The sequence below is a fragment of the Streptococcus oralis genome, assembly GCF_023109005.1.
Lineage (GTDB): Bacteria > Bacillota > Bacilli > Lactobacillales > Streptococcaceae > Streptococcus > Streptococcus oralis_BU.
In genome coordinates, this window is sequence record NZ_JALDTU010000005.1 from 52,287 (window position 1) to 75,817 (window position 23,531).

24 protein-coding genes are annotated in these 23,531 nt (G+C 41.4%); 20 read left to right on the forward strand and 4 right to left on the reverse strand.

All coding sequences use genetic code 11. The features are described 5' to 3' along the window. Positions 1 to 9: 9 nt before the first annotated feature. Positions 10 to 339 (reverse strand): hypothetical protein, encoded by a 330-nt coding sequence (locus tag M1F56_RS06115; protein WP_061597799.1) that lies wholly within the window; start codon positions 337 to 339, stop codon positions 10 to 12. Positions 340 to 506: 167 nt separating this feature from the next. Here M1F56_RS06115 and M1F56_RS06120 point away from each other — a divergent pair, with 167 nt between their 5' ends. The 7 genes from M1F56_RS06120 to M1F56_RS06150 all read left to right on the forward strand — a co-directional run bounded on the left by M1F56_RS06120 (position 507) and on the right by M1F56_RS06150 (position 9,890). After that, a complete protein-coding gene (locus tag M1F56_RS06120) occupies positions 507 to 1,049 on the forward strand; it encodes a YceD family protein (protein ID WP_247917174.1) in 543 nt (180 codons plus the stop codon). After that, positions 1,050 to 1,679: an endonuclease III gene (nth, locus tag M1F56_RS06125; RefSeq protein WP_000244437.1), complete on the forward strand. Its 630-nt coding sequence runs from the start codon at positions 1,050 to 1,052 to the stop codon at positions 1,677 to 1,679. Between the two features lie 210 nt (positions 1,680 to 1,889). Further along, positions 1,890 to 2,411 carry a bifunctional pyr operon transcriptional regulator/uracil phosphoribosyltransferase PyrR gene (pyrR, locus tag M1F56_RS06130; RefSeq protein ID WP_000850018.1) on the forward strand — a complete coding sequence of 174 codons (522 nt, stop codon included), beginning with the start codon at positions 1,890 to 1,892 and terminating at the stop codon, positions 2,409 to 2,411. A gap of 18 nt (positions 2,412 to 2,429) precedes the next feature. Continuing rightward, positions 2,430 to 3,353 carry an aspartate carbamoyltransferase catalytic subunit gene (locus M1F56_RS06135; RefSeq protein WP_247917176.1) on the forward strand — a complete coding sequence of 308 codons (924 nt, stop codon included), beginning with the start codon at positions 2,430 to 2,432 and terminating at the stop codon, positions 3,351 to 3,353. A 49-nt stretch (positions 3,354 to 3,402) separates the two neighbouring features. Then, complete coding sequence (locus M1F56_RS06140; RefSeq protein WP_000166847.1) at positions 3,403 to 4,482, forward strand: carbamoyl phosphate synthase small subunit; 1,080 nt, start codon at positions 3,403 to 3,405, stop codon at positions 4,480 to 4,482. 448 nt (positions 4,483 to 4,930) lie between these two features. Next, positions 4,931 to 8,107 carry a carbamoyl-phosphate synthase large subunit gene (carB, locus tag M1F56_RS06145; RefSeq protein ID WP_247917177.1) on the forward strand — a complete coding sequence of 1,059 codons (3,177 nt, stop codon included), beginning with the start codon at positions 4,931 to 4,933 and terminating at the stop codon, positions 8,105 to 8,107. Between the two features lie 448 nt (positions 8,108 to 8,555). Next, entirely contained in the window at positions 8,556 to 9,890 is a 1,335-nt protein-coding gene (locus tag M1F56_RS06150) for an Nramp family divalent metal transporter (protein ID WP_247917178.1), read from the forward strand. A gap of 120 nt (positions 9,891 to 10,010) precedes the next feature. Here the strand turns inward: M1F56_RS06150 and M1F56_RS06155 are convergent, their stop codons facing one another. Next, positions 10,011 to 10,253 carry a type B 50S ribosomal protein L31 gene (locus M1F56_RS06155; protein ID WP_000710762.1) on the reverse strand — a complete coding sequence of 81 codons (243 nt, stop codon included), beginning with the start codon at positions 10,251 to 10,253 and terminating at the stop codon, positions 10,011 to 10,013. A 95-nt stretch (positions 10,254 to 10,348) separates the two neighbouring features. Continuing rightward, positions 10,349 to 11,284, reverse strand: a complete 936-nt coding sequence (locus M1F56_RS06160; RefSeq protein ID WP_247917179.1) for a DHH family phosphoesterase — start codon at positions 11,282 to 11,284, stop codon at positions 10,349 to 10,351. Between the two features lie 103 nt (positions 11,285 to 11,387). Here M1F56_RS06160 and M1F56_RS06165 point away from each other — a divergent pair, with 103 nt between their 5' ends. Further along, on the forward strand, positions 11,388 to 11,831 hold the full coding sequence (locus tag M1F56_RS06165) for a flavodoxin (protein WP_001162125.1): 444 nt from the start codon (positions 11,388 to 11,390) through the stop codon (positions 11,829 to 11,831). Between the two features lie 73 nt (positions 11,832 to 11,904). On the opposite strand, the gene M1F56_RS06170 is transcribed toward M1F56_RS06165, so the two are convergent. Beyond that, the gene (locus tag M1F56_RS06170) at positions 11,905 to 12,075 is read right to left on the reverse strand and encodes a DUF3042 family protein (RefSeq protein ID WP_001051782.1); all 171 of its coding nucleotides are present in this window, start codon (positions 12,073 to 12,075) and stop codon (positions 11,905 to 11,907) included. A 120-nt stretch (positions 12,076 to 12,195) separates the two neighbouring features. Between M1F56_RS06170 and miaA the strand changes: the two genes are divergently transcribed. The 12 genes from miaA to M1F56_RS06230 all read left to right on the forward strand — a co-directional run bounded on the left by miaA (position 12,196) and on the right by M1F56_RS06230 (position 23,242). Then, positions 12,196 to 13,080 (forward strand): tRNA (adenosine(37)-N6)-dimethylallyltransferase MiaA, encoded by an 885-nt coding sequence (miaA, locus tag M1F56_RS06175; RefSeq protein ID WP_247917180.1) that lies wholly within the window; start codon positions 12,196 to 12,198, stop codon positions 13,078 to 13,080. Continuing rightward, on the forward strand, positions 13,073 to 14,311 hold the full coding sequence (gene hflX, locus M1F56_RS06180) for a GTPase HflX (protein WP_247917181.1): 1,239 nt from the start codon (positions 13,073 to 13,075) through the stop codon (positions 14,309 to 14,311). The genes miaA and hflX overlap by 8 nt, the downstream gene beginning before the upstream one ends. Further along, positions 14,304 to 14,927, forward strand: a complete 624-nt coding sequence (locus tag M1F56_RS06185) for a cystathionine beta-lyase (protein ID WP_247917183.1) — start codon at positions 14,304 to 14,306, stop codon at positions 14,925 to 14,927. The genes hflX and M1F56_RS06185 overlap by 8 nt, the downstream gene beginning before the upstream one ends. Positions 14,928 to 14,941: 14 nt before the next feature. Further along, on the forward strand, positions 14,942 to 15,871 hold the full coding sequence (gene rnz / locus M1F56_RS06190; protein WP_247917185.1) for a ribonuclease Z: 930 nt from the start codon (positions 14,942 to 14,944) through the stop codon (positions 15,869 to 15,871). Positions 15,872 to 15,891: 20 nt separating this feature from the next. Next, the gene (locus tag M1F56_RS06195) at positions 15,892 to 16,647 is read left to right on the forward strand and encodes an SDR family NAD(P)-dependent oxidoreductase (protein WP_247917186.1); all 756 of its coding nucleotides are present in this window, start codon (positions 15,892 to 15,894) and stop codon (positions 16,645 to 16,647) included. A 219-nt stretch (positions 16,648 to 16,866) separates the two neighbouring features. Continuing rightward, positions 16,867 to 17,304, forward strand: a complete 438-nt coding sequence (locus M1F56_RS06200) for a hypothetical protein (RefSeq protein ID WP_000394423.1) — start codon at positions 16,867 to 16,869, stop codon at positions 17,302 to 17,304. Positions 17,305 to 17,306: 2 nt separating this feature from the next. Then, the gene (locus tag M1F56_RS06205; protein WP_247917187.1) at positions 17,307 to 18,371 is read left to right on the forward strand and encodes an ankyrin repeat domain-containing protein; all 1,065 of its coding nucleotides are present in this window, start codon (positions 17,307 to 17,309) and stop codon (positions 18,369 to 18,371) included. 44 nt (positions 18,372 to 18,415) lie between these two features. After that, on the forward strand, positions 18,416 to 19,003 hold the full coding sequence (locus tag M1F56_RS06210; protein WP_247917250.1) for an SMI1/KNR4 family protein: 588 nt from the start codon (positions 18,416 to 18,418) through the stop codon (positions 19,001 to 19,003). After that, entirely contained in the window at positions 19,000 to 19,749 is a 750-nt protein-coding gene (locus M1F56_RS06215; protein WP_057489422.1) for a hypothetical protein, read from the forward strand. Before M1F56_RS06210 ends, M1F56_RS06215 begins: the two co-directional genes overlap by 4 nt. Positions 19,750 to 19,767: 18 nt before the next feature. Beyond that, the gene (locus tag M1F56_RS06220) at positions 19,768 to 20,724 is read left to right on the forward strand and encodes a hypothetical protein (RefSeq protein WP_247917188.1); all 957 of its coding nucleotides are present in this window, start codon (positions 19,768 to 19,770) and stop codon (positions 20,722 to 20,724) included. 197 nt (positions 20,725 to 20,921) lie between these two features. After that, positions 20,922 to 22,670 (forward strand): glycoside hydrolase family 13 protein, encoded by a 1,749-nt coding sequence (locus M1F56_RS06225; RefSeq protein ID WP_247917189.1) that lies wholly within the window; start codon positions 20,922 to 20,924, stop codon positions 22,668 to 22,670. A 14-nt stretch (positions 22,671 to 22,684) separates the two neighbouring features. Further along, complete coding sequence (locus M1F56_RS06230) at positions 22,685 to 23,242, forward strand: SMI1/KNR4 family protein (protein ID WP_247917190.1); 558 nt, start codon at positions 22,685 to 22,687, stop codon at positions 23,240 to 23,242. Positions 23,243 to 23,531 lie beyond the last annotated feature (289 nt).

Genomic DNA, 23,531 nt, shown 5'->3' on the forward strand with positions numbered 1-23,531 from the left:
CGAAGAGTATCAGAATCCAAAAACAGGTCCATAGAGAGTTAGTACGTGTTTGACATGCTCATAATGGAACTTGTCATAGTTGCGCCAAGCGTTGCGTGCTTGGTCGTTTAGTTTTAGACTGCCCAGTCCAATCAGAAGACTGGTACGTTGGTAAAATTTCTCGAGGTCGATTAAGATACTGTTGTCCAACTTTTCCGCTTTTTTAAGTTCCTGGAGAGTGCTGTTTAGCAGCTCTTGCAGTCGAATATCATCGGCTGTACCTTGTTTGCAGCTTTGGTAGCTTTTATTTAACTCGGAAAGGAGTTGGTAAGCTTCAGCGATGAGTGCTTTGTCTTCCATATGAGCATCCTCCTTGCTCTGATGTATTCTTGCCTATAGTATAGCACTAAACAGGAAATATGTCATAGTAAATATGTTAAAAATGAGATTTTAATATCAAGGTTTGGAAGGCTGACTCGTAGCCGTTTCATGGTATAATCAAGTGAGTAAATCTTTATGGAGGAAATATGAAGTTAAATATTCAAGAAATTCGTAAACAGCCTGAAGGCCTACATTTTGAACAAGCTTTAGACCTAGCAGCAGACTTACGTATCCGTAATCAAGAGATTATAGATGTCAAAGATATCCTTGCAGTTGGGAAGGTACAGTACGAAGACCGTCTGTATTTCTTAGACTATCAGTTGTCATATACCATTGTTCTTGCTTCAAGTCGTAGTATGGAGCCAGTTGAGTTAGATGAATCTTATCCAGTCACAGAAGTTTTCATGGAAGGAGCGACCAACCAACTGGACCAGGAAGTTCTAGACGATGACTTGGTCCTGCCTATCGAAAATGGGGAAATCGACCTTGCTGAGAGCGTAGCAGATAATATTCTGCTCAATATCCCTATCAAAGTCTTGACGGCAGAAGAAGAGGCGGGCCAAGGTTTTGTGTCGGGAAATGACTGGCAAATCATGACTGAGGAAGAATACCAGGCCCAACAAGCAGTCAAGAAAGAAGAAAATAGTCCTTTTGCAGGTTTACAAGGACTATTTGATGGAGACGAGTAGATGGTTTTATCCAAGAAACGTGCTCGTCATGTCATAGAGGAAATCATTGCCCTTTTCCCAGATGCGAAACCAAGTCTTGATTTTACTAATCATTTTGAACTACTGGTTGCAGTGATGCTGTCAGCCCAGACCACAGATGCAGCGGTAAATAAGGCCACACCAGGTCTCTTTGCGGCCTTTCCAACGCCACAAGCCATGTCTGTAGCGACAGAGAGTGAAATTGCTTCACACATTTCTCGCCTGGGACTGTATCGAAATAAGGCTAAATTCCTTAAAAAATGTGCCCAACAGTTACTAGACGATTTTGACGGTCAAGTGCCTCAGACTCGAGAGGAATTAGAAAGTCTAGCTGGTGTTGGTCGCAAAACAGCAAATGTCGTCATGAGCGTGGGCTTTGGAATTCCAGCTTTTGCAGTGGACACTCATGTGGAGCGTATCTGTAAGCATCACGATATCGTTAAAAAATCAGCTACGCCACTTGAAGTAGAAAAACGTGTCATGGACGTTCTGCCACCAGAAGAATGGTTAGCAGCCCACCAGGCCATGATTTACTTTGGACGAGCTATCTGCCATCCCAAAAATCCAGAATGTGACCACTATCCCCAATTATATGATTTTAGTAATGTTTGAGGGGACTCTGAAAAAGTTTTTGCTTGATTTTAAGGGTGCTTTGTGCTATAGTAAATGATAACTAAATAGTCCTTTAAACCTGTCCCGTGAGGCAGGCAAGGAGCGCGATAAAGTAGAAGGGTGAAGTCTATACTGTTTACAGTAGGGCTCGCTTGGCTATACATTTCAAGTCTCCTTGTAGAAGGAGACTTTTCTTTTTGGAGGTTTGTCATGAAGACAAAAGAAGTTGTAGACGAATTGACTGTCAAACGAGCGATTACGCGAATTACTTATGAGATTATCGAGCGCAATAAGGATTTGAATAAAATTATCCTAGCTGGGATAAAAACGCGTGGTGTTTTCATCGCTCATCGTATCAAAGAACGCTTGGAGCAGTTGGAAAATATCACTGTTCCTGTTGTGGAATTGGACACCAAACCTTTCCGTGATGATGTTAAAAGCGGAGAAGATACTTCTTTGATTTCTGTTGATGTGACAGACCGTGAAGTTATCTTGGTGGATGATGTGCTTTATACAGGTCGTACCATCCGTGCTGCTATCGATAACATTGTCGGACATGGTCGTCCTGCGCGCGTGAGTCTTGCGGTGCTAGTAGATCGTGGACATAGAGAATTGCCTATCCGTCCAGATTATGTTGGGAAAAATATCCCAACCAGTCGTTCTGAAGAAATCATCGTAGAGATGACAGAACTTGATGGCCAAGACAGAGTTCTGATTACTGAAGAAGCTTAGAAAGCTGAAGGAGTAGCCATGTCAGAAAATCAACAAGCATTGAACCATGTGGTTTCCATGGAAGACCTCACTGTCGATCAAGTGATGAAATTGATCAAACGAGGGATTGAGTTTAAAAACGGATCCCAGCTTCCTTATGAAGACCATCCGATTGTTTCAAATCTTTTCTTTGAGGATTCTACACGGACACATAAGTCCTTTGAAGTGGCAGAGATTAAGCTAGGGCTGGAGCGACTTGACTTTGATGTGAAGACCAGCTCAGTAAATAAGGGTGAGACACTGTATGATACCATCTTAACCTTGTCTGCGCTTGGTGTAGATGTCTGCGTGATTCGTCACCCAGAGGTAGATTATTATAAAGAACTGATTGCGAGTCCGTCAATTACAACTTCTATTATCAATGGTGGTGATGGCTCAGGTCAACATCCTAGTCAGAGCTTGCTTGATTTGATGACTATTTATGAAGAATTTGGTCACTTTGAGGGTCTCAAGGTTGCTATTGCAGGCGACTTGGATCATTCACGTGTTGCCAAATCCAATATGCAGATTTTGAAACGCTTGGGAGCTGAACTGTATTTTGCAGGACCTGAGGAATGGAGAAGTCAAGAGTTTGCGGACTATGGACAGTTTGTAACTATTGATGAGATTGTTGATCAGGTGGATGTTTTGATGTTACTCCGAGTTCAACATGAACGCCATGAAAGCGGAGCGGTCTTTTCAAAAGAAGACTACCATGCTCAACACGGTTTGAACCAAGAACGCTATAATCGTTTGAAAGAAAAAGCAATCATTATGCATCCGGCTCCAGTTAATCGGGATGTGGAAATTGCTGACCACTTGGTTGAAGCACCAAAATCACGCATTGTCCAACAAATGACCAACGGTGTCTTTGTTCGAATGGCAATCTTAGAATCCGTATTGGCGAGTAGAAACGCCAACTAAAACACAAGACGTTAAAAGACGCCAGTGAGCGTCCACGAGAGGTGAAAATATGACAAAAAGACTTCTAGTATTAGAAGATGGCACAGTTTTTGAAGGAAAGGCCTTCGGAGCAGACATTGATGTAACAGGTGAGATCGTCTTTAACACAGGGATGACCGGCTACCAAGAATCCATTACAGACCAGTCTTATAATGGACAAATCTTGACTTTCACTTATCCTTTGGTGGGAAATTATGGAATAAATCGTGATGATTATGAATCCATCATTCCAACTTGTAAGGGAGTTGTCGTTTTCGAAGAGGCGCGTCGAGCTAGCAACTGGCGCAACCAAATGACCTTGGACGAATTCTTGAAAGCTAAGAAAATTCCGGGTATTTCAGGGATTGATACGCGTGCACTTACCAAGATTATCCGTAAGCATGGTACCATGCGTGCAACCTTGACTCATGTTGGGGACAGTATGGACCATGTGACGGACCAGCTCCAAGCAACAGTCTTGCCGACAGACAATATTAAGCAGGTTTCTACTAAAACTTCCTATCCAGCTCCTGGAGTTGGTTTGAGTGTGGTCTTAGTAGACTTTGGTCTCAAGCACTCAATCTTACGTGAACTTTCTAAGCGTAACTGTAACGTGACGGTTGTTCCGTATTCAACAACGGCAGAAGAAATTCTCCACCTCAATCCTGATGGAGTTATGTTGTCAAATGGCCCAGGTAACCCAGAAGACGTTCCAGAAGCACTGGACATGATTCGTGGTGTGCAAGGGAAAATTCCAATTTTCGGAATTTGTATGGGACACCAACTCTTTGCCATGGCAAACGGGGCTAAGACTTATAAGATGAAGTTTGGTCACCGTGGATTTAACCACGCGGTACGTGAGATTGCAACAGGACGTGTAGACTTTACCAGCCAAAACCATGGTTATGCAGTCAGCCGTGAGGACTTGCCAGAGCATTTGATCATTACCCACGAAGAAATCAATGACAAGTCAGTTGAAGGTGTACGTCACAGATACCAACCAGGTTTTTCTGTACAATTCCACCCAGACGCAGCTCCTGGTCCACACGATGCAAGCTACCTATTTGACGAGTTTATCGAGATGATGGAAGCTTTTAAACAAGCAAACTAAAAACGAGTAAAAACTCGTTGGAGAATTTATGTAACTGAACACGGACGGAAAGCTCGGAATTTAGAGAAACCAACTTGGATTGTCAATCCTTCCTTGGTTTCCTAAAATTCAATCGCTTTCTATTCGTCCTTTGTATCTTATTTAATGTCGCTCTGTGAGGCGACGAATAGAAAGGCAGGTCGTTTCTTTTAGTCGCTATCAGGCGAACTAAAAACTCCCTGCACTAGATTTTTTATCGAAAAATATCGTTTCTCTAAAAAATCGTCGGAGAATTTATTTAATGGCAACCTGAGAGTTGCCGAATAGAAAGGAGAAGGGTGGTCCGTATTTGCTGAACTGAATACGGGCTACGGACGGTGCTAAAAAGATAGTTATTCCTAGAACTGATAGTTCTTCGTCATAACTCCTATTTTAGCTTTGTCTGCTTGACGCCCTTAATATCTTATAAATGCCTAAACGTACTGATATTCAAAAAATTATGGTGATTGGTTCTGGTCCGATTATTATTGGTCAGGCTGCTGAGTTTGACTACGCGGGGACCCAAGCCTGCTTGTCTTTGAAAGAGGAAGGTTATGAGGTTGTCTTGGTGAACTCAAACCCTGCCACCATCATGACGGACAAGGAGATTGCAGACAAGGTCTACATCGAACCGATTACACTCGAGTTTGTGACGCGTATTCTCCGTAAGGAACGTCCAGATGCTTTGCTTCCAACCCTTGGTGGGCAAACAGGTCTCAATATGGCCATGGAATTATCTAAAAATGGTATTCTAGATGAGCTTGGTGTCGAACTTCTGGGAACTAAATTGTCTGCCATCGACCAAGCAGAGGACCGTGACCTCTTTAAACAATTGATGGAAGAGCTTGAGCAACCAATTCCAGAATCTGAAATTGTCAACACAGTAGAAGAAGCAGTTGCCTTCGCAACGTCAATCGGCTACCCAGTTATCGTTCGTCCAGCCTTTACCCTTGGTGGTACTGGTGGTGGTATGTGTGCCAACGAAGAAGAATTGCGTGAAATCGCTGAAAATGGCTTGAAATTGTCACCTGTTACCCAATGTTTGATTGAACGTTCAATCGCTGGTTTCAAGGAAATCGAGTACGAAGTCATGCGCGATTCAGCTGACAATGCCCTCGTTGTTTGTAACATGGAAAACTTTGACCCAGTCGGGATTCATACAGGGGATTCCATTGTATTTGCTCCTGCGCAAACCATGTCAGACTATGAAAACCAAATGCTCCGTGACGCGAGCTTGAGCATTATCCGCGCCCTCAAGATTGAAGGGGGCTGTAACGTTCAGCTAGCCCTTGATCCGCATAGCTTCAAGTACTATGTTATCGAAGTAAACCCTCGTGTATCGCGTTCGTCAGCGCTTGCTTCTAAGGCAACTGGTTACCCAATTGCCAAATTGGCAGCTAAGATTGCCGTCGGTTTGACCTTGGATGAGGTCATCAACCCAGTTACAGGTTCAACCTATGCTATGTTTGAACCAGCCCTTGACTACGTCGTTGCTAAGATTCCACGTTTCCCATTTGACAAATTTGAAAAAGGGGAACGTCGTCTTGGTACCCAGATGAAGGCAACTGGTGAAGTCATGGCTATCGGTCGTAACATCGAAGAGTCACTTCTTAAAGCCTGTCGTTCCCTTGAAATTGGGGTTCACCACAATGAAATGCCTGAACTTGCAACCGTTTCAGATGATGCTTTGATTGAAAAGGTTGTCAAAGCCCAAGATGATCGTCTCTTCTACGTTTCAGAAGCCATTCGCCGTGGTTACACACCAGAAGAAATTGCTGAATTGACCAAGATTGATATCTTCTATCTTGATAAACTCTTGCATATCTTTGAAATCGAGCAAGAATTGGGTTCTCATCCACAAGAGCTAGAAGTTTTGAAAACAGCTAAACTAAATGGCTTCTCAGACCGTAAGATTGCTGAACTCTGGAAAACAACGGCTGAGCAAGTTCGTCAACTCCGCTTGGAAAACAAGATTGTCCCTGTCTACAAGATGGTCGATACTTGTGCGGCAGAGTTCGACTCTGAAACCCCATATTTCTATTCAACCTATGGATGGGAAAATGAGTCTATCAAGTCTGACAAGGAATCTGTACTAGTCCTAGGTTCTGGTCCAATCCGTATCGGGCAAGGAGTTGAGTTTGACTACGCAACTGTTCATTCAGTCAAGGCTATTCAGGCTGCTGGCTATGAAGCCATCATCATGAACTCAAACCCAGAGACCGTTTCAACAGACTTCTCTGTATCAGACAAGCTTTACTTTGAGCCATTGACATTCGAAGATGTTATGAATGTCATCGACTTGGAGCAACCAAAGGGCGTTATCGTTCAGTTCGGTGGTCAAACAGCCATCAACCTTGCGGAGCCATTGGCAAAAGCAGGTGTGACCATCCTTGGTACACAGGTTACTGACCTAGACCGTGCCGAAGACCGCGACCTCTTCGAGCAAGCTCTTAAAGATTTGGATATTCCACAGCCACCAGGACAAACGGCTACAAATGAAGAAGCAGCAGTTCTTGCAGCTCGCAAGATTGGTTTCCCAGTTCTCGTTCGCCCATCTTATGTCTTGGGTGGACGTGCCATGGAAATCGTAGAAAATGAGGAAGATCTTCGTTCTTACATGCGTACCGCTGTTAAGGCTAGTCCAGACCACCCAGTTCTTGTTGACTCTTACATCGTTGGGCAAGAATGTGAAGTTGATGCTATTTCAGATGGAGAAAATGTCCTTATCCCTGGTATCATGGAACATATCGAACGTGCCGGTGTCCACTCAGGTGACTCCATGGCTGTTTACCCTCCACAAACCTTGTCTCAAAAAGTGCAAGAAACAATCGCTGACTACACAAAACGCCTAGCAATCGGCCTTAACTGTCTTGGTATGATGAACATTCAGTTTGTCATCAAGGATGAGAAAGTCTACGTTATTGAGGTCAATCCACGTGCCAGCCGTACGGTTCCATTCCTGTCTAAGGTAACCAATATCCCTATGGCTCAGGTAGCGACCAAGCTCATTCTTGGGCAAAGTCTTGAAGAACTTGGTTATCAAGATGGACTTTATCCAGAAAGCACTCGCGTTCATATCAAGGCGCCAGTCTTCTCCTTTACCAAACTAGCTAAGGTAGATAGCTTGCTTGGTCCTGAAATGAAGTCAACAGGGGAGGTTATGGGTTCTGATACGACTCTTGAAAAAGCTCTCTACAAGGCCTTTGAAGCTTCTTATCTTCACTTGCCAACCTTTGGAAATGTTGTCTTTACTATCGCAGATGATGCCAAGGAAGAAGCTTTGGATTTGGCTCGTCGTTTCCAAAATATTGGTTATGGTATCCTTGCGACTCAAGGAACAGCAGCTTTCTTTGAAGGTCATGGCTTGAAGGCTCAACTCGTTGGTAAGATTGGTGATGATGAACATGATATCCCAAGCTATGTTCGTAAAGGGAAAATCCAAGCTATCATCAACACAGTTGGTACTAAGCGAACTGCTGATGAAGATGGTGAACAAATCCGCCGTTCAGCTATCGAACATGGTGTACCACTCTTTACAGCCCTAGATACAGCTAATGCCATGCTTAAGGTACTTGAAAGCCGTAGCTTCGTTACAGAAGCAATTTAGTTTCTTGTTAAATGATCTAAGTAGCTTTTATCCAGCGTCAAAAGACGCTGGTTTTTCCTCTTTTATAGAGAAATCGAGTTAGAAATAATAGTTACAGTTCACTATTAAATGTCAAAGTTTATCAATAGATTTATCATTATCGTTAATGAGTAGACTTATTCTGACTTTCCCTAAAATTTTGTTGAATTTTCTTAAGTTTTTATCATATTTTTTATAATTAAGGTGCCTTAAGAAAAATAATGAAAAAACTAAATGTTTTTCATATAGTTTTCATTTTTTGTGTTATAATTAAGGCGCCTTAAGAAAAATATTAAGGTGCCTTAAGAAAAATAATGAAAAAACTAAATGTTTTTCATATAGTTTTCATTGTTTTAATAGTTTAAAGTCAATCTTATTTTTCTCTAATAGAAAATAATGAAAAAGTAGGTTTAGAAAGAGGTAAGTATCTATGTCTTCTCATAAAAAAGTGTCACTCTCTGAGATTAATCAATCTATCGATACTCCAAATAACAATCATTTTTGGCAAAATCTAAAAGCATTCTTAGGACCTGGTGCACTTGTGGCAGTTGGCTACATGGATCCTGGAAATTGGATCACCAGTGTGGTTGGTGGCGCCTCCTACAAGTACAGCCTTTTATTTGTTATTTTAATTTCATCCATCATTGCTATGCAGCTACAACAGATGGCTGGGAAGCTCGGTATCGTGACTAGGATGGACCTAGCACAGGCAACAGCTCATCATGCTCCCAAGTGGCTTCGCTATAGTTTGTGGGTGATTTTAGAATTAGCTTTAATGGCGACAGACTTGGCTGAGGTTCTAGGTTCAGCGATTGCCTTAAATCTTTTGTTTAAAATACCGATTATGATTGCTATCTTCTTAACCGTTTTAGATGTGTTTCTTTTGTTGTTGTTGATGAAATTTGGTTTCAAAAAAATTGAATCTATTGTTACGACCCTTATTTTAACCATATTAGCCATCTTTACCTATCTTGTGGCCTTATCCAATCCAAGTATCCAGGGGATCATTGGTGGTTATTTGCCAACTTCAACTTTATTTGAAACACCGTTACCGGGTCATGAAAGTCAATTGACCTTGGCTCTAGGGATTGTAGGAGCGACAGTCATGCCCCATAATCTCTATCTCCATTCCTCTCTATCCCAAACAAGGAAAATCAATCACAAAGATAAGAAGGATGTTCGAAAAGCAGTTCGCTTTATGACCTGGGATTCAAATCTTCAGTTGTCCCTAGCCTTTATTGTCAATTCCTTACTTCTCATTTTAGGTGCCTCCCTCTTTTTTGGTCATGCATCTGAAATTTCAGCTTTCTCCCAAATGTACAATGCTTTACAGGATTCGACAATAGCAGGAGCGATAGCCAGCTCAACCTTGTCAACTTTATTTGCTCTAGCCCTCTTAGCAAGTGGTCAAAATTCGACCATTACAGGCACTTTGACAGGACAGATTGTCATGGAAGGTTTCTTACATCTAAGATTGCCTCAGTGGCTTATCCGTATCGGTACCCGTATTTTTGCCTTGCTACCTGTGATTATAGTCGCCGTTTTATTTGGGTATCAAGAAAAAACCTTGGATCAGTTATTGGTCTATTCACAGGTCTTTCTTTCAATCGCTCTTCCGTTTTCAATTTTCCCCTTGATTTATCTAACCTCTAAAAAGTCACTGATGGGAGAATTCACCAATGCCAAGTGGAACACAATCCTAGGTTACGCAGTTTCCATTATCTTAACCATTCTCAATATCAAACTTCTTTTTGATATTTTTTAAACTTGTTCAAATTAGTTTTCGGTACTAGCTTGAAGCTTGATATTGAGATAATAGCAGTGGTTGGTTCATAAAAACATAAAAAGAAGTAAAAAAAAGAACAGTAGTAACTGTTCTTTTTTGTTATTTGAGACCGTATTTTTTGTTGAAACGATCCACACGTCCATCTGCCTGAGTGAACTTTTGACGTCCAGTGTAGAATGGGTGTGAGTCTGATGAAATTTCCACACGGATCAATGGGTAAGTTTCGCCTTCGAACTCAACAGTTTCGTTAGAGCGTTTTGTTGAACCGCTAAGGAATTTGTAACCAGTAGTTGTGTCCATGAAGACAACTGGGCGATATTCTGGATGGATATCTTTTTTCATTTTGCAATATTTCCTTTCTGCCATGGTCTCTTTGCGAGCCATAGATTGTTACCATACTAGTCTATCAGATTCTGAAAAGTTTGGCAAGTATTTTATTAGTTTTTAAGCAAGTTTTTTAACTTTTGATAGATGATTTCGTTTTCTTCTAGACTATAGGAATTGGCACCACTTGCTAGAGGATGGCCTCCACCATCATGTTCTTTGGCAATTTCATTGATAGGGGTGATTTTACTGCGCATACGCACGCGGAAGTGGCCATCAGCTTGCTCAACAAAGATAGCCCAAGCCTTAACAGTATCAATTCGGCCAGGTGCTCCGACAATTGCAGCTGTTTCAGCATCCGTAACCTTATATTCTTTCAGGATTTCTTGAGTAAGAAGAACGCGTGCAGCCCCGTTTTCATCAACTTCTAAATGATCATAGACAAAGCCTTGCAGTTTTGCAATCTTGAAGCTCATGGTATCCATTTGACGAGACAATCCAGCAAAGTCAAAATCGACTTCTCGGAGCTGGGCAGCTATTCTAAAGGTACGAGCACTAGTTGACGGGTAGAGAAAACGCCCTGTGTCCCCGACAATTCCTGCATAGAGAAGTCGTGCCGCTTCACTAGACAAAGCTAGCTGATTTTCTTGAGCAAATAATGCAATCATCTCACTGGCACTGCTTGAACTTGTATCCACCCATGATAGGTCACCATAGATATCATCATTTGGATGGTGATCGATTTTGATGGTGAAAGCAGCTTGTTCATAGCGTTTATCATCGATACGAGGGCGATTCGCTGTATCACAAATAATAGCAAGAGCTCCTTTGTAATCACTGTCTTGGACAGTATCCATTTCCGCCATCCAGGTTAGAGTTGGTTCGTTATAACCGACTGCTTTGATGGTCTTTTCTGGAAAATGGTGAGTGAGAAGAGCTTTCAAGCCCACTTGGCTCCCTAAGGCATCTGGATCTGGTTTCATATGACGATGAATGATAATCGTGTCGTATTGTTTGATTTTCTCTAAAATTTGCTGGCAAATTTCCATAAATAACCTCAATTCTTTCTCATTTCATTGTAGCACAAGAATTTTTATTTTTAAAATGAAAAAGATATGATATAATGGAGAAAGATAAATTGAGGAGGACGTTATGGCATTAGCAAAAATTGTATTTGCCAGTATGACCGGTAATACCGAAGAAATTGCAGATATTGTAGCAGATAAATTGCGTGACTTGGGCTTGGATGTCGATGTGGATGAATGTACGACTGTTGACGCTTCAGACTTCTTGGAGGCGGACATCGCAATCGTTGCGACTTATACTTATGGAGATGGAGAATTGCCAGATGAGATGATGGACTTCTACGAAGACCTAGCAGACCTCAACTTGAATGGCAAAATCTATGGAGTGGTAGGTTCAGGAGATACCTTCTACGACGAATTCTGTAAGGCTGTTGATGACTTTGATCGCGTATTTGTAGCGACAGGAGCAGAAAAAGGTTCAGAGTGTGTTAAAGTGGATCTCTCTGCCGAGGAAGAAGACATTGAACGCTTGGAACAATTCGCAGAAGAATTGGCTGCAAAAGTAGGATAAGAATCAAGCTGCGCTGACTGGAAGTCACATTAATATACAAAAGAAGTTGAGAAATCTCAACTTCTTTTGTATATTAATGTGATACGCGACGGCGAGCTGCTTTTTTACGGTTTTCTTCGATGAAAGCTGCTTTTTGCTCTTCTGGCTCAATCACTTTCTTTTTAATTGCGTATACTGCACCTGCAACGGCAGCGACAGTTCCTGCGACACCTGTTACAAGGCCTTTAGCGAATCCTTTAGCCATGAGTCTTCCTCCTTTATCTTCCCGAACAGTCAGGCTCCTCAAGAGGTAGCATTTTTCTGACCGACCTTTTTGTGATATAATAATAGTAACGAAAAAATGGGAATTTTTCAAGGAAAAAAGATGAAAACAAAAATAATTGTGATTGTTGGACCGACTGCTGTTGGGAAAACAGCCCTTGCTATTGAAGTGGCCAAGCGCTTTGGTGGAGAGGTGATCAGCGGTGACAGTCAGCAAGTATACAGAAGGCTAGATATTGGGACAGCCAAGGCAAGTTCAGAGGAGCAGGCAACTGTCCCTCATCATTTGATTGATGTGAGAAATGTAACCGAGTCTTACTCGGCTTTTGATTTTGTTTCAGAAGCAAAGGCAGCCATCGAGGATATTCAAAATCGTGGTAAGCTTGCTATTATCGCTGGAGGAACAGGACTTTATATTCAGAGTCTACTGGAAGGCTATCATCTAGGTGGGGAAACACCTCATGAGGAGATATTAGCCTATCGAGCTAGTCTAGATCCTTTTTCAGATGAGAAGTTAGCCCATCTTGTAGAGCAAATAGGCCTTGAAATTCTCCAGTTTAATCGTCGTCGTGCTATGCGTGCCTTAGAGATTGCTCATTTTGGTCAAGACTTGGAAAATCAAGAGACTTTATATGAGCCGCTGATTATTTGCTTGGATGATGAGCGTAGTCAGCTTTATGAGCGTATCAATCACAGAGTGGATCTGATGTTTGAAGCTGGACTATTGGATGAAGCCAAGTGGCTCTTTGACCATTATCCAGATGTGCAGGCTGCTAAAGGCATTGGCTACAAGGAACTTTTTCCTTATTTTCGTGGGGAGCAGACACTCGAGGAAGCCAGCGAGAGTCTTAAACAGGCAACGCGCCGTTTTGCTAAGCGTCAGTTGACCTGGTTCCGTAATCGCATGCAGGTGACCTTTTATCAGATCGGAGAGTCTGGCGTGAAGGACCGCATTCTAAGCCAGATTGAGGAGTTTTTAGATGATTGAAACGGAGAAAAAAGAAGAACGCGTCCTGCTCATCGGTGTGGAATTACAGGGCATGGATAATTTTGACCTCTCCATGGAAGAGTTGGCCAGTCTGGCTAAGACTGCTGGAGCAGTCGTAGTAGATAGTTACAGACAAAAACGTGAAAAATATGATTCCAAGACTTTTGTTGGATCTGGTAAGTTGGAAGAGGTTGCGCGAATGGTGGAAGCAGAAGAGATTACGACTGTCATCGTCAATAATCGCTTGACTCCACGGCAAAATGTCAATCTAGAGGAAGTTCTCGGTGTTAAAGTCATTGACCGTATGCAGTTGATTCTGGATATCTTTGCTATGCGGGCTCGAAGCCATGAAGGTAAACTCCAAGTGCATTTGGCCCAGCTCAAGTATCTCTTGCCTCGCTTGGTTGGTCAGGGGATTATGCTCAGCCGTCAGGCAGGTGGAATTGGTTCCCGGGGTCCAGGTGAAAGCCAGCTGGAACTGAACCGTCGTAGTGTTCGCAACCAAATCACAGATATCGAGCGCCAGCTTAAGGTGGTTGAGAAAAATCGGGCGACAGTCAGAGAAAAACGTCTGGAGTCTAGCATCTTTAAGATTGGTTTGATTGGTTATACCAATGCTGGGAAATCAACCATCATGAACACCTTGACCAGTAAGACCCAGTATGAAGCAGACGAGCTGTTTGCGACCCTGGATGCGACGACAAAGAGTATCCATCTTGGTGGGAATCTACAGGTAACCTTGACTGATACCGTTGGCTTTATCCAAGATTTGCCGACAGAGCTGGTGTCAAGTTTCAAGTCAACCTTGGAAGAAAGCAAGCATGTAGACCTTCTAGTTCATGTCATCGATGCCAGCAATCCTTATCACGAGGAGCATGAAAAAACGGTTCTATCTATCATGAAAGACTTGGATATGGAGGATATTCCTCGTCTGACCCTGTATAATAAAGCGGATTTGGTGGAGGATTTCACGCCTACCCAAACGCCGTATGCCCTCATTTCTGCCAAGTCCGAGGATAGTCGTGAGAATTTGCAAGCATTGTTGCTAGATAAGATTAAGGAAATTTTTGAAGTCTTTACCCTACGGGTGCCCTTTTCGAAGTCTTACAAGATTCATGATTTAGAAAGTGTAGCGATTCTGGAAGATCGCGATTATCAGGAGGACGGTGAAGTGATCACAGGCTACATTTCCGAGAAAAATAAATGGAGGTTAGAGGAATTTTATGACTGATATCAAACAGTTGGCTCTAAAATATGGAGGTTATACAAGTCTGGATAAGGTCTATCTAGATCAACTTCTAGCTGGCAAAACAGAGCAAGAGCAGTTGACTCTCATCACCCCTCCACCTAGTGTCGTCAATGCCTACTTTGCTGAACTCTACCAGAAAAAGAGTCCTCAAGCTGCGACGGATTATTTTGCAGAACTCAGTCATGAACTGAACCTCTACAATGCTGAGCCAAGTTTTACTCTAGAAAATAAGCCTTTTATCCGCCTCAATCTATCTGGTAAATCCTTTGGCTTTTGCTATGAGAGTGAAGGACAGGGAAGGATTTTCTCTGAAAATGAAGAGGAAATCTCGAATGACTTGCTCTTTGAAATTGCTCAGATTTTCCCCCATCAGCTCGTCTTTGAAGAGTCTGGAAAGATTTACATGAAGGCGATTGGAGAGGAAGAAGTTGTCTCTGTAGAGAGTTTGACTCCTCTGACAGACCTAGAAACCTTGGCAGATGGTCGCAAGCGCCTCAAAGGCTACAGCCAAGAGGATTTATTACAAGAAGCTGTTGCTTTTTCTGGCAAGCGCTATTTCCGATCGGAAAACCGCACAGCCATGTTATATATTGATTAATTAGAAAGTATCAAATGGATATTCAATTTTTAGGAACGGGGGCTGGTCAGCCCTCTAAAGCCCGCAACGTCTCAAGTCTCGCCCTGAAACTCTTGGATGAGATTAACGAAGTTTGGCTCTTTGACTGTGGCGAAGGAACGCAAAATCGCATTCTGGAAACCACGATTCGACCACGTAAGGTCAGCAAAATCTTTATCACTCACTTGCATGGAGACCATATCTTTGGCTTGCCAGGATTCCTTTCTAGTCGTGCCTTTCAGGCCAATGAAGAGCAGACAGATTTGGACATCTATGGACCGCAAGGGATCAAGTCCTTTGTCTTAACTAGTTTACGTGTGTCAGGTTCTCGTCTGCCTTACCGCATTCATTTTCATGAGTTTGACCAAGATTCTCTAGGGAAAATCCTTGAGACCGATAAATTCACGGTGTATGCAGAGGAGCTGGACCACACTATTTTCTGTGTTGGCTATCGTGTCATGCAAAAGGACTTAGAAGGAACTTTGGATGCTGAAAAACTTAAGGCAGCTGGTGTCCCATTTGGCCCGCTTTTTGGAAAAATCAAAAACGGTCAGGATGTTGTTCTCGAAGATGGAACTGAAATCAGGGCAGTTGACTATATCTCAGCTCCCCGTCCAGGTAAGATTATCACTATTCTTGGTGACACCCGAAAAACCAATGCCAGTGTGCGTCTAGCTGTCAATGCCGATGTCCTTGTCCATGAGTCGACTTATGGCAAGGGTGATGAGAAGATTGCCCGCAATCATGGTCACTCAACCAATATGCAGGCAGCGGAGGTCGCAGTAGAAGCAGGTGCCAAACGCCTCTTGCTCAACCATATCAGCGCCCGCTTCCTTTCAAAAGATATCAGCCGGCTCAAGAAAGATGCGGCCACTGTTTTTGAAAATGTCCATGTGGTCAAAGACTTGGAAGAAGTGGAAATTTAGAAGATTGAGAAAGGATAAGTATGCGTACGATTCTGATTACCGGAGCTAGCGGTGGCTTAGCCCAAGAAATGGTCAAACTCTTGCCAAATGACCAACGCATCTTACTAGGTAGAAACAAGGAAAAACTAGCCCAACTATATGGAAATCATTCTAATGTGGAATTGATTGAAATCGATATTACTGATGACTCAGCCCTAGAAGCTCTGGTAGCTGACCTCTATCTCCGTTATGGCAAGATTGATGTCTTGATTAACAACGCTGGCTATGGAATTTTTGAGGAATTTGACCAGATTTCTGATCAAGACATTCACCAGATGTTTAAGGTCAATACCTTTGCCCTGATGAACCTATCACGTTTGATTGCTTCTCGTATGAAAGAAAGTCGAAAAGGCCATATCATCAATATCGTCAGTATGGCAGGTTTGATAGCGACTAGCAAGTCTAGTCTTTACTCAGCAACCAAGTTTGCAGCTATTGGATTTTCAAATGCTCTGCGCCTCGAACTCATGCCTTACGGTGTCTATGTAACGACGGTTAATCCAGGACCGATTCGTACTGCCTTTTTTGACCAGGCAGACCCAGATGGGACCTACCTCAATTCGGTTGACCGCTTTCTTTTAGAACCAGATGCAGTCGCTAAAAAGATTGTTAAGTGTATAGGAAAAAACAAACGGGAACTCAATCTCCCAGTTTTGTTGAACCTAGCCCATAAGTTTTATACACTCTTCCCCAAATTAGCCGATAAGTTGGCAGGGGGAATCTTTAATTATAAGTGATGAAGCTGTTCCCTTGAGGAATGGCTTTTTGCTTTAATAAGGAGAAGTTGTTGATCAAAAATAATCCCTGAAAATACTGGTAGTTTATCTCTATTTGATAGTTTTGGAGTATAATTGAGATAAGAAAGCAGATTAAAGAGAGAATAAACTCCGAGTCTAACATAACTAAAAGTATATCTATAGTAGAAGCTTATGAAGTCAAAATAGAAGGATCAGGTCATGGAATTTATTGTAGCTGAGGAAGGGATTCCTCAAGATATCGGATGTCAGGGAGCCTTGATTACCTATTATGGCAGTGAGATAGAATTTCATTATGAAACCGTACCACCACACGGTGATGAGATTTTTTCTGCCAAGTTGCCTTTGTTAGAACTTGATCTGCCCTTTTGGATCTATGGGAGAAATCTCATATTTTTAGATGCTTACTACCTCTTAGCAGAAACAGTTAAGAAAGGGACTTGGAATCCCATAACGAGTATCCTCATCAATATTCATATGGGGGAATACGCCAGCCTAGACCACTGGTACAATCATATATCTATTGAGCAAAACGGTCTTGAGTTGAAAAATGATTATGATGGAAAAGTCAGGACTTTAAAAAATATTGACAATCTTCATTGGCTTGCCCTAGATGCTGAATCAGAAGAAAGGAACTAAAGATGGCAAAGAAAAGAGTTACATTACCAAAAGAGTTTAAGGATTTAATGGATGAAGGAAATATTGAAGCCCTTAAAGCAGTCTATGATCGTTGTGAATTAACCGCCCATGATGGAAGATTTAGCTTATGTACACCTCTGCATATGGGAGGAGTCCCGGATGAATTGGTTATCTGGCTTGTCGAAAAGGGCTTGGATATCAATATTCCTGATTATTATGGAGGGACTCCTTTATACCGTCAAGCAATCTTGGGTAGAGATACAGTAAAACTCTTGTGTGAATTGGGGGCAGACATTGAAAAGCCCAATAGATATGGCGAGACCCCTCTACATATGGCAGCTGAGTTTTTTCATCCTAAAACAGTCAAATTTTTGATTAACAAGGGAGCAAATGTCAATGTAGAGAATGATATGGGAAGAACTCCACTAGCTTCAGTCTTGATGGTTTGTCGGGGAATCTATATTGCCCAAACTGCTGAAATTGCCTCTATGTTACTAGAAGCAGGTGCTAAGAAAACCTCTAAAATGAAGGAAAAAGTTGAACAAATTGGTAAGGATTTTGAATTTCACAGAGAAGGTATCCATCCTGACTACATAGAGGCTGCAGATAAAGGCTTAGCGAAGCTCTATGAGCTCTTCGATGTCAAGCCTGTAGAAAAAAGATTAACCCACGATGGAGTTTCTCCGATTCTCGTAAAAGAAGGTAGTTGGGAGGAGCAATATGAGGAACTATGGTCTTTCTTGATTCCTTCAAGTGGAGCAGCCAGAACTGTTCAGGGAGAAGTTATTCGTATACCAGGTCGAGTTCGAGATGAACTGGATCGCAACGGTGGGGTCAACTGGGACAGGGACTATAGAAAAATGCTTCAAGCTCTCCCTCAATACTTGTCTCTAGGAATCCCCCTTTCAGATCAAGAATTAGAAGAGACTAAAGAGCTTATTGCTCAAGTTCATGGGAAAGATTTTGATGACGAGTCTCGCCTAGATCGCCTGTGTCAGCTAGCTATTGCTTGGATTAAGCAAAATCCTGAACCCCTTCTCCTAGAAAAAACAAGTTATAAGCGGTAAAAAGCATTGGAAGACAGATAAAATAAAGAAATCATGGTGAAATGATGCAACTAATTGACCAAGTTAAAAAAATAGAAACTTATATTTGTGAGTGTTTTGAAGACTGGGATTTGGATGATCCTGTAGAGGAAGGATATCTGGAAGATTATCAGGGCATTTCTGGTGCTTCTGAGGAAGAGCTTCAAGCCTTTGAGGAAATATTTGGCATTCGTCTACTTAGTGACTTCAAAGAGCTTTATAGCTATAAAAATGGGAGTAAATACCTCTCTATTTTACCTTGTGTAATTGACCAGAGAGATTTGACTTTTTCTCTCATGAGTCTACAGGAAATTGAGACTTGTAAAAAATACTTTCAAAATAGAGATGCTCTGTTAACCGAATTTCCCGACTATTTTTCTAGTCAAGACCTAGAAAACATGCGTGATAGTAGAATAAAGCCCTATCTTTTTAATAAAAAATGGCTTCCTTTTGCTCAGTATTGTGACTCTTGTTATCTTATGCTGGATTTTGATCCAGACCAGGAGGCTCAGGAAGGTCAGGTTATTTGCTACATCCATGATCCTGATGAAATTATCTATGTGGCAGAAAGCCTTACAAATCTGATTGAAGGGATAATGGATGAGATCATATGAATGGACAAATGTACCAAATAGCCTGTATCGTGGCGGCAGCTAGGAAGGCTTTAAAAAGTGGTAAAGAAATATGCTATAAGCCTGAAAAATATACAAATAAATTGAGCTTTCAAATTTTGCCGTCAAAAAATGGGGAAGCTACAGAACTTTCTGTATCTGATTGGTTTGAAAATCTTAAGGAAAAAGGTTTGAAGGACTTACAATTATTTTGTCCTATTTCAGTTGAAGACAGAGGTATTTTAGGCTTCTCCAATACAACACAGAGTTCAATTCTCTGTTTTTATAAAGATGGGAAGGCAAGTTATTTCCTACCAAATTGGAAATCTGCTTCCCCAGGCAGAGGCTGGGATGTTACCTACACCGAGTATGAATGGGAAAGGTCTTCTCAAGACATTCCCCACTATGAAAATAATATCAAAGAATTTAAGGACATATTGACTCGTATAGAAAATCTAGCAGTTAAAATTGAATGTGACAACTTTGCCAAAGTCTTTCAATCTGCTAGAAACTTTTTGCTAGACCCAGAATCTGGTAAAGGGCTGGCAGAACCTCAAATTCCACTGCAACATCTAAGCATATTTAGAGCTGCAAGCTCAGCGGATGTTTTTGGAGGAATGGGCTCCTGGAATGATGAACCTGGATGGCTGGCACAAGATAAGGGACTGGGTCAAGTATACGATGAACTTTCAGATCAATTGCTAAGAAATATTAGATCAGCCATTCTATTTGCCATCAACGAGTGGTGATGGATTAGGAGAGAGAAAATGGGGAAGTTAAAGTTAAGTCTATTGAATAAATGGGAACTAGACAAGGACTACAATAGTGTTTTCAATTCTGTCATGTTACATGATGGTAGAGCCTTTGTCTTGACCAGTGAGAAGGAAGCTTTCAATCTCTACTGTCTGCTTGAAGTATCACCTTTGGGTGTGAAGGAGATAGATGCTTGGTATTGTGACCATGTTTGGAAGGAAGAGCCTCTACTCTTTACAGATGGACAAAATATTGGCATCATCAAGGCTGGCAAGGAAATAGTCTATTATACTGGTGATTTTTCTAATCCAGAAATCATTGCCATAAAGGATCCACAAAGTATACTTCCTAAAAAGGCACAAGAGAGATATTTTCAAATCGTATCAGATAGCGACCAGATACCCGTGTGTTTTGAAAATCAAGTTTATACAAATCAGGCAAGAAACTTTGCCCTTTTAGAATTTGATAGAGAGAAAAAGCAGGCGAAGTGGACCACTTATTCGCATATTGATAAAAAAGAGTTAAATCACCACGATACGAACTCAAGTTTTTGTCCTAAAATCGATAGTATGAAATCTTGGAAGCAAGAGCTCTATGCCTTTAGCTCTGGAGAAAGTCAAACCTCTGTCAATAAATGGGGCATGGACTATTATGCTCTTGTTAAAATCTCTAGTGATGGTCGTATTATCGAAAAGTTATTAGAATCTGAACATTTAAAGGCTTTAGGTAAAAAAGCTGGTGTCAATGGAATTTTTACGGATTCGCCTTATCTTATCCTGAGCCCCTTATTTAAGAATGATGACTGGAAGGGTAAGCAAAAGCTATTTTCTCTGGCAACGAGAGAATGGTGCGATATAGCCTTGCCTAGAGGAATGAGTAAACACAAGCTTCAAAATATGACAGACAACTTTTGTTTAACCTTCCTTTACGACAGAGGATTAAAAGAACTTGCCCTTTGTCGGATTGACTAGGCTGTGAGGCTGAGTATAGGAGCTTTTTATAGATAGGTGCTGAAATTTCTTGGTTAGTCTGCAGTATTTATTTTGAGGTGTTTTCTTGTCAAATTTGACCAAGTATTGCAAATCGAATCTTAAAATAGTATACTAGAAATAGCGATTATGAAAACGTTTGCGTTTTTGTTGATGATAGATTATTTAGGAGACAAGACATGGAATTGACAGCCATTTATCATAGACCAGAATCAGAGTATGCTTATCTGTACAAAGAAGGTCAGCTACATATCCGAATCAGAACCAAGAAAAATGATGTCCAGCAGGTCATTTTACATTATGGAGATCCCTTTATCTTCATCGAGGATAAGTATGAAGCCAAGAAAGAAATGACTAAAGCAACCTCGGATGCTTTATTTGATTATTGGCAGGTTACAGTATCGGTTGATTTTGCACGGATTCAGTATCTCTTTGAGCTCCTTGATGAGGAGAGTCAGGGTGTTTTCTACGGTGATAAGGGTTGTGTAGAACATACTCTAGAAAACTTGGATGCTGAAGGCAATGGCTTTAAGCTTCCTTATATTCACGAAATTGACGGTTGCCAAGTTCCTGACTGGGTTTCAAATACCGTTTGGTATCAGATTTTCCCAGAACGATTTGCTAATGGAAATCCTAATCTAACTCCAAATGCAGCTCGAGAGTGGGATGCTGCTATTACACCTAATAGGGATGACTTTTTTGGTGGAGATTTACAAGGGATTATCGATCATCTAGACTATCTAAAAGATTTGGGAATCACTGGACTTTATCTATGTCCGATTTTTGAAGCTACAACCAATCATAAGTACGATACGACGGATTATTTTGAAATCGACCGTCACTTTGGAGACAAGGAAGTCTTTGCTACTCTAGTCGAGGGAGCTCACAAACGTGGTATCAAGATCATGCTAGATGCGGTATTTAATCATATTGGCGACCAGTCTGCCCAATGGCAGGATGTTCTAAAAAATGGAGAAAAGTCACCTTATAATGATTGGTTCCATATTCAAGAATTCCCAATTACAGAGGATAAACTGAAAAACGCGAGAGAACTACCTTATCATACCTTTGCCTTTGCTAGCTATATGCCTAAGTTAAATACAGCAAATCCTGAAGTAAAAGACTATCTTTTAAGTGTTGCGACCTACTGGATTGAGAATTTTGATATCGATGCTTGGCGTTTGGACGTTGCCAATGAAATTGACCATCAGTTCTGGAAAGATTTTAGAAAGGCAGTTCTCGCTAAAAAGCCTGATTTGTATATTTTAGGTGAAATCTGGCATACGTCTCAACCTTGGCTAAAAGGGGATGAGTTCCATGCTGTCATGAACTACCCGCTCTCTGAAAGTATCAAGGATTATTTCTTGCGTCAGCATAAAAAGACAGAGCAGTTTATTTCAGAAATCAATAGCCAGTCAATGTACTACAAGCAACAAATCTCAGAAGTGATGTTTAACCTTCTAGATTCTCACGATACAGAGCGTATCCTCACAACTGCCAAAGGCAATGTGCAACATGTCAAGGCTGCTTTAACCTTCCTCTACCTTCAAAAAGGGACTCCTTGTATCTATTACGGAACAGAGCTTGCATTAATAGGAGGACCAGATCCCGACTGCCGTCGTGTCATGCCTTGGGACCGTATGTCTGAGGACAATGATATGCTGAATTTCATGAAGAAATTAATCAAGGTCCGTAAGGAAGTGGCAAGTATGATTCAGCATGGTTCATATTGCTTGCAAGAAGTGAAACCAGATGTTCTTGCCTTGAGCTGGAACTACCAAGGAAAAGAAGTTCAGGCAATCTTTAATCAGTCTAAAGAGAATTTTGTTTTAGAAAGAGACTCTGTTGATTTAGCGAGTCATTGCCATCTTGAAGATGAACAAGAGGTTATCTTACCAGATGGATTTGTAGTTATTATTTCTGAGTAAAAAGGATTAAAATAATGGCACTCAAGGAAGTTTATGAGTATTTTCGTCACTATGATAAGGAAACTTATCAGGTTGTCGCCTGCATGGGCAATGAACCATCGGAAGAAGATGTCCAGAATTTTGAAATTCAATACGGCATTCGTCTGCCAGAAGATTTCAGGGAATTCACCATGTCATCTCTGGGAGGTCTCTTTATGGAAGTCAGAGAAGAGCTATGGCCAAGAGCCAAGGCTTACGATGTAGCACCATTTTGGACCTTCTGTCGAGGTATTAAGGTCTTGGGAATTGCAAATGGCATCCCAGACTTCTTAGACATTCGTCTTAAAACCAAGGAATTACACGCTCTGGGCTTTGTGGATTATGTTCCATTTCTGTCTATCATCGGGGATGGAGATGTGATTTTTTGCTTTGATAAGGACAATCATATAGTAGCTCTAGATTGGTATGATAGTGGTGAAACTGAAGAGCTTGAATGTGATTTTTCAGGACTTTTACTCCATCAAATTGTCGATTTAGAAGAGCGTAAAAATGAGATGGTCAAGCTTTTGGAAAAGGGGAAATCTAGTCAATAATCTATAAGGAAATATCAGTTTGATAGTCCGTAAAAGAGGTTGGGACAAAAGATCCCGACCTCACTTTTTATTAGCAATCAAACTTTGACGCGGTAGCTGATTGAACTTTTTGTTCGTCTTTTAGACTCCAAAAAGCTCCTAATCATCCTCGCGAGGCTGGGACTACGAAATCGAGACTTTGTCTATCGATTTCTGTCCCACCGCCTTTTTTAGTAAAACCATTCACTAAATGTACATTCAGATTTTTAAACTTTTCTACAAATTTTAGAAAAAACAATCAAAAATATGA